General features: G+C 72.5%; 8 protein-coding genes. 3 read left to right on the plus strand and 5 right to left on the minus strand.

Features of this window, described 5'->3' with window-relative positions:
- On the minus strand, positions 1–323 hold a 323-nt coding region (locus tag FRW57_RS16240; RefSeq protein WP_152186485.1), incomplete at its 3' end, for a hypothetical protein.
- Between the two features lie 335 nt (positions 324–658).
- Here FRW57_RS16240 and FRW57_RS16245 point away from each other — a divergent pair.
- Both FRW57_RS16245 and FRW57_RS16250 read left to right on the plus strand, forming a co-directional pair.
- On the plus strand, positions 659–1,192 hold the full coding sequence (locus tag FRW57_RS16245) for a response regulator (RefSeq protein ID WP_137119668.1): 534 nt from the start codon (positions 659–661) through the stop codon (positions 1,190–1,192).
- A gap of 81 nt (positions 1,193–1,273) precedes the next feature.
- On the plus strand, positions 1,274–1,660 hold the full coding sequence (locus tag FRW57_RS16250; protein WP_152186486.1) for a hypothetical protein: 387 nt from the start codon (positions 1,274–1,276) through the stop codon (positions 1,658–1,660).
- Positions 1,661–1,735: 75 nt separating this feature from the next.
- Here FRW57_RS16250 and cspE read toward each other — a convergent pair whose 3' ends face one another.
- The 4 genes from cspE to FRW57_RS16270 all read right to left on the minus strand — a co-directional run bounded on the left by cspE (position 1,736) and on the right by FRW57_RS16270 (position 4,855).
- Positions 1,736–1,939 (minus strand): transcription antiterminator/RNA stability regulator CspE, encoded by a 204-nt coding sequence (gene cspE / locus FRW57_RS16255; RefSeq protein ID WP_137119670.1) that lies wholly within the window; start codon positions 1,937–1,939, stop codon positions 1,736–1,738.
- A 168-nt stretch (positions 1,940–2,107) separates the two neighbouring features.
- Positions 2,108–3,229, minus strand: a complete 1,122-nt coding sequence (locus FRW57_RS16260; RefSeq protein WP_137119671.1) for an NAD(P)/FAD-dependent oxidoreductase — start codon at positions 3,227–3,229, stop codon at positions 2,108–2,110.
- A complete protein-coding gene (locus FRW57_RS16265; protein ID WP_137119672.1) occupies positions 3,226–3,759 on the minus strand; it encodes an isoprenylcysteine carboxyl methyltransferase family protein in 534 nt (177 codons plus the stop codon). Before FRW57_RS16265 ends, FRW57_RS16260 begins: the two co-directional genes overlap by 4 nt.
- Before the next feature lie 10 nt (positions 3,760–3,769).
- Positions 3,770–4,855: a type III polyketide synthase gene (locus tag FRW57_RS16270; protein ID WP_137119673.1), complete on the minus strand. Its 1,086-nt coding sequence runs from the start codon at positions 4,853–4,855 to the stop codon at positions 3,770–3,772.
- A 62-nt stretch (positions 4,856–4,917) separates the two neighbouring features.
- On the opposite strand from FRW57_RS16270, the gene FRW57_RS16275 reads away from it, so the two are divergent.
- Positions 4,918–5,663: oxygenase MpaB family protein (locus FRW57_RS16275; protein ID WP_152186487.1), on the plus strand; the 746-nt coding region annotated here is incomplete at its 3' end.

Genomic DNA, 5,663 nt, shown 5'->3' on the forward strand with positions numbered 1-5,663 from the left:
CCCGCCGGGGCACTCGGGTGGCGGTGCCGCGCCACGAGACCGCGTCCCACGAGGGACTCGATGGTGGCGGTCGCGGCCTCGTCGACCTGCCCGGTCGCCGCCGCGACGGCTCGGACGTGCTCGGCACCCTGGGAGACCGACAGCAGGCTCTGCAGCTCACCCAGGCGCAGTCCGGTCAGGGACTGCACCTGCTGCAGCAGTCCCTCGCTGGCGCGGTTGATCACGGACAGGTCGTCAAGGAGCTCGAGGATGTCCCCGAGGCGCTCGCCGGGGACCAGGTCGACCCCCTGTCTGCGCTGCAGGCTCGTGCCCGGCTGTTCCATGGTGGTCGCTCCTTCGCGGACGGGGGGCGGGAGTGGGGTGCGCGCCGGGGTGGTCCGTCAGGGCCGGCTGGTGAGGCAACGTGTGCCGCCCGGCGAAGGTGCCCCGCCCGCTCGGGCCCGAGCCTGCTCGACACGGCTGAAGCCGCGCTGGGGCGAAGGAGCGCCGAGGAGGACAATGGCGGTACCCTCACGCGGGACCGCAGAGGGAACCGTCATGGTCACTGCCGTGCTCCACCGTGCTCGAGAGGGCTCGACAGGGTTCAACAGGGCTCGACAGGGCTCGACAGGGCTCGACACCATGATGATCGACACCGTGATCGCCAGGAGAGAATCGGATGACGTGGGTCTACGTGCTTGGAGGATGGATCCTCCTCGCCGTGATCGTGACCTTCGCCCTCACGCTCGTGTTGAGAGGGCGCCGGCAGTTCAACCCTGAACCGGTCCCGGGGCGCCGCGAGGAGACACCGGCCTACCGGCGCTCCGAGGACGCACTGGTGGCCCTCATCGTCGACGACCACGAGCCCCTGCGACGGGTGCTATGGAGCCTGCTCGAAGGAGATTCCCGGTTCGGGCACACCCTCGTGGCCAGCGACGGTGAGCAGGCGCTGGCGGCGGCGCGGGACCATGTGCTGGACGTGGTCCTGCTCGATGTGGACCTTCCGGTGATGGACGGGCTGGAGGTGCTGCCGCACCTGATCGCGCTGAAGCCGTCACCGGCGGTACTGCTCTTCACCGCCGAGCAGTCGAGCGATGTGCAGCACGCCGCCGACGGCCAGCAGGTCAGGCTGCTGGCGAAGACGACCCCGATCGACGTGGTCATCGACACGATGGCCGCCGCCGGATCCGGTCAGCGCGCCCTCGGCAGCTGAGGGCCTCCCCGCGCGAAACGCCCTCGCCTTCCCCGCGCCGGGGTGGGACGATGGAGGTGCCGTGCGGACCGTGGAGGAATCATGCCGGTGCTGGTGCTCTACGCGTTGTGCTGTGTCGCGCCTGCCCTGACCTTCTGGCTGGCCGACCGCCTGCTGCGTCATCCTCCCCGCCCGTCTGGTCGTGCGCTCCGCCTGCTGCGCCGGGAGCCGGACCCCCCGGTGGTGGGCCCCAGTCTGGAGCGGCTGGTGGACGACCTGCGGCGACTGGAGCGCGACTACCGGCGCATCGAGCGCTCGAACCTCCCCGCGAAGGCGCACCGACTCCAGGCCGTGGGTCTCGCCTACGACGACACGCTGCGGTGCTGCTGCACCGCCTTGGAGCTGCCGATGCCCCAGGCTTCGCCGTTGCGCTCGATGGACCGCCTGCAGGTGGAGGCGGACCTGGCCCAGCACGGACTGCTCTGGTGACCGACGCACGAACGCCCCGGCCGTGGTGGCCGGGGCGTTCGATGCTGAGTCAGTGCCCGTGGCGGGCGCCGAGGATCAGAGCGGGCGGATGTTCTCCGCCTGCGGGCCCTTCGGGCCCTGGGTGATGTCGAACTCCACCTTCTGGTTCTCGTCGAGCGAGCGGTAGCCGCTGGACTGGATCGCGGAGTAGTGCGCGAAGACGTCAGCCGACCCGTCCTCGGGAGCGATGAAGCCGAAGCCCTTCTCGGCGTTGAACCACTTGACCGTGCCTGTTGCCATGAATCTGTTTCCTTCGTGAAGCGTTCGGACGGACCCCCGGAGTGGGGCCCGCGCGTCGCGGTGATCGTGCGCCGCCTCCCGAGGGAACGCCGTCTGGGCAGGACTGGCCTGACTCAGCCGGACGGGACGTGCAAGCACTGCAACTACGCAGGGAGCCTATAGCACGAATCAGGTCGTGGTGACCGTCGCGGGCGGAGCACTTGGGGCGGCCAGGCTGTTGACCGCCCAGGCGAAGGCCCCGGGGCGGGCCTGCGCCCAGGGCACGAGGCGACGGCGCACCGGCCCCACCCGGGAGGCGGCGAGCAAGGAGTGGGTCAGGGCGGCGTGACGCCAGGTCACACTGCGCCAGCGGCGTTCGTAGGAGTGCGGATCGTCCACGACCATCGCCCTCACCGCGGCCCGGGCCTGCGCCAGCGCGAGCGCGATCCCCTCACCGGTGAGCGCGTCGACGTAGCCACTCGCGTCGCCCACCAGCAGCACGCGCCCGGCCACCCGGTGACGCGACCGTTGACGCAGCGGGCCGGCACCGCGCACCGGGCTTCGTGCCCCGCCCTGCTCGTCGGATCCGTATGCCGTGCCCCCGAGCCGCTCGACCAGTGCGGGAAAGGCGCGCAGCTGCTGGTCGAAGCCCTCCCGCCGGGAGGTGAGCAGGGCCACCCCGACGCTTTCCGCCGCCACGGGCGTCACGTAGGCCTCGGTGTCGCCCGACCAGTGCACCTCGACCCGGTCGGTCCAGGGCTCGAGCCGGAAGTGCCGGCGCAAACCGAAGCGGCGGGGGATCAGAGCCTGTGCCTCGAGGCCGAGCTGTCGCCGCAGGGGGGAATGCAGGCCGTCGGCCGCGACCAGGTATCGCGACCGCACCGACCGTGACGTGCTCCTGCCGACCGCTCCGCGCGAGGCCATGGCCGCCTCGACATCGACGCCCGCGTGGTCCTGGCTGACGCTGCGCGCAGGGGAGTGGAGGATCTCGATCCCCGCCCCGGCCACCGCCTCCAGCAGGGCGGCGTGCAGCACGGTGCGGCGGACCCCTCGGCCGGGGCCGGATCGAAAGACCGCCTCGACGCAGTGCCCCGCGTCGAGGTAGCGAATGCCCCGCAGCGGAGCGCCCTTCGGATCGATGCCGAGGTCCGCCAGCGCGGTCACCGCGGCCGGCATCAGCCCCTCGCCACAGGCCTTGTCGACCGGGCCGGTCCTGGGCTCGTGGACCACCACCGACAGTCCCGCCCGGACGGCATACAGCGCCGTCGCCAGACCGGCCGGCCCTCCGCCGACCACCTGCAGGTCGATCATGCGGCGCCCTCGGCCTCGGCGAGGGCCGCGTCCTCGACCCGGATGCGGACGGCGAGCAGCGCGGCGTTGAGCGCGGTGAAGACCAGGGCGGTCACCCACGCCGAGTGGACCAGCGGCAACGCGAACCCCTCGGTGACCACGGCGACGTAGTTGGGGTGGCGCATCAGCCGGTAGGGGCCGCCACGGACCAGGGGCAACCCCGGCACGACGATGACCCGGGTGGTCCACCGGTCACCGAGGGTGGCGATGCACCACCAGCGCAGGCCCTGGGCCAGCACCACGAGAACGAGCACGGTCCAGCCCAGGGCGGGGACGAAGTCGGGCCGTCGCCACCACACCTCGGCCAGCGCGCCGGCCAGCAGTCCGGTGTGCAGCACCACCATGAACGGGTAGTGGCTGCGCCCGCGTTCGATCCCCCCACGCTCGAGGCTGCGACGAGAGTGGGCCCGCGCCACGACCAGCTCGGCCAGCCGCTCGACCCCGACCAGGGCCACGAGCACGGTGAACAGGACCTCGCTCGTGTTGCCCACGGTGGCGACCTCAGCCGCGCAGCAGGACGAGCTCGAGGCAGAAACCCGGACCCATCGCCAGCATGAGCCCGTAGCTGCCCGGCCGTGGCGGCCGTCCCGCGAGCGTGTCCGCGAGGACGTGGAGCACGGAGGCCGACGACAGGTTGCCGATGCGGGCGAGCGAGTCCCAGGTCACCGCGAGGGCCTCTCGATCCACCCCGAGCGCCTTCTGCATCGACTCGAGCACCTTGGGGCCTCCGGGGTGGCAGACCCACCAGTCGACCTGGTCGCGCCGCACGCCGACGTCGGCGAGGAACTTCTCCACGTCATCGCCCACGAACTGCTCCACGAGGTCGGGCACCTCGGCGCCCAGCACGATCCGCAGACCGGTGGCGCCGACGTCCCAGCCCATGGCCCGCTCGGTGTCGGGGTAGAGCCGGCTCCGGCTGGCCAGCACCGACGGCCGTGCCGGGCCGGCCTCGCCACGCGGGGCCCCTCCGGCACCGGGATGGGTGTCACCGACCGCGACCACGGCGGCGGCCCCGTCGCCGAACAGGCCGCTGGCCACCAGATTGGCCGTGGAGGTGTCGTCGCGCTGGATCGTGAGCGAGCAGAGCTCGACGCACAGCAGAACCGCCACGTCGTCGGGGTGGCCGACCAGGTAGTCGTGCACCCGTGCGACGCCCGCAGCACCGGCCACGCAGCCGAGCCCGACCAGGGGCATCCGCTTCACGTCCTCGCGCAAGCCGAGTCGGGCGGCGATGCGGGCCTCGAGCGACGGCACCGCAAGGCCGGTGATCGTCGTGCAGGTCACCAGGTCGACGTCGCCCGGACGCAGGCCCGCCCCCTCCAACGCGTCCGTGATCGCGCGGCTGCCGAGCTCCACCGCCTCGCGCAGGAACGCGTCGTTGGCCTCGCCGAAGTCGGCGAGCCGGGCATACTCCGGGAGCGGCAGCGCCAGGTGCCGTGAGTCGACCCCTGCATTGCGGTGGAACCGTTGGAGCAGGGCGCCGTCCGCTCCGTGCGCGGCGACCACGCCGGCGAACGCGGCGGTGATCTCGGCCTGCGCGTAGCGGTGCTGCGGCAGGACACCGCGCACGGCCATGATCCGCGTCATGCATCGAGCCTACGTGTCCGCCCGGCCGACTGCCTCCCGGGCGCGTGCGGGACAATGGGGGTATGCGGGTGATCGGTGCCGTGCGCCGGCGGCTGGCGCAAGACGTGTTCGCACTCGTGGCCGGCGAGGACGGCGAGGGGACCCGGCAGCGCATCCACGGCACTCCCGGGCCCAGATGGTTTCCCCCGGACGCCCCGATCCGCCGGGTCCACGGCGACACCTCGATGTATGTCGGTGGGCTCCGTGCGCTGCTGCTGCAGTCGCTGCACCCGCTCGCCATGGCCGCGGTCGCGGACCACTCCGGCTACCAGAGTGATCCATGGGGACGGCTGGCGCGTACCAGCACCTTCATCGCCCAGACGACCTTCGGCACCGAGGAGGAGTCCGAACGGGCCATCGCGCGGGTGCGCACCGTGCACGACCACATCACGGGCACCGCTCCCGACGGCCGGTCCTACCGGGCCGACGACCCGCACCTGCTCAGTTGGGTGCACGTTGCCGAGGTCGACAGCTTCCTGCGGGCCCACCAGCGCTACGGCCGGCAGCCGCTCACCGCGGCCGAGGCGGACACCTACGTGGCCCAGACCGCCACGGTGGCGCGCAAGCTCGGCGCCGTCGACGTGCCGGGGACGCGGGCCGAGCTGGACGCCGACCTCGAGCGCTTCCGTCCCGAGCTCGAGGGCACGGCAGAGGCCCGGGAGGTCGCACGCTTCCTGCTCCGCGACACCCCGCTGTCCCGGCGCGCCCGGCTGCCCTACGCCCTGGTGTCGGCGGCAGCGGTGGGCCTGCTCCCGACACCAGGGCGTAG

Origin of the sequence: Segeticoccus rhizosphaerae (assembly GCF_009192725.1) — a bacterium.
Classification (GTDB): Bacteria; Actinomycetota; Actinomycetes; order Actinomycetales; family Dermatophilaceae; genus Segeticoccus; species Segeticoccus rhizosphaerae.

Coding starts and splice junctions, on each gene's coding strand:
- cspE (WP_137119670.1), bottom strand. CDS start 1,939: ATGGCAACAGGCACGGTCAAGTGGTTCAACGCCGAGAAGGGCTTCGGC.
- FRW57_RS16245 (WP_137119668.1), top strand. CDS start 659: ATGACGTGGGTCTACGTGCTTGGAGGATGGATCCTCCTCGCCGTGATC.
- FRW57_RS16260 (WP_137119671.1), bottom strand. CDS start 3,229: ATGATCGACCTGCAGGTGGTCGGCGGAGGGCCGGCCGGTCTGGCGACG.
- FRW57_RS16270 (WP_137119673.1), bottom strand. CDS start 4,855: ATGACGCGGATCATGGCCGTGCGCGGTGTCCTGCCGCAGCACCGCTAC.
- FRW57_RS16250 (WP_152186486.1), top strand. CDS start 1,274: ATGCCGGTGCTGGTGCTCTACGCGTTGTGCTGTGTCGCGCCTGCCCTG.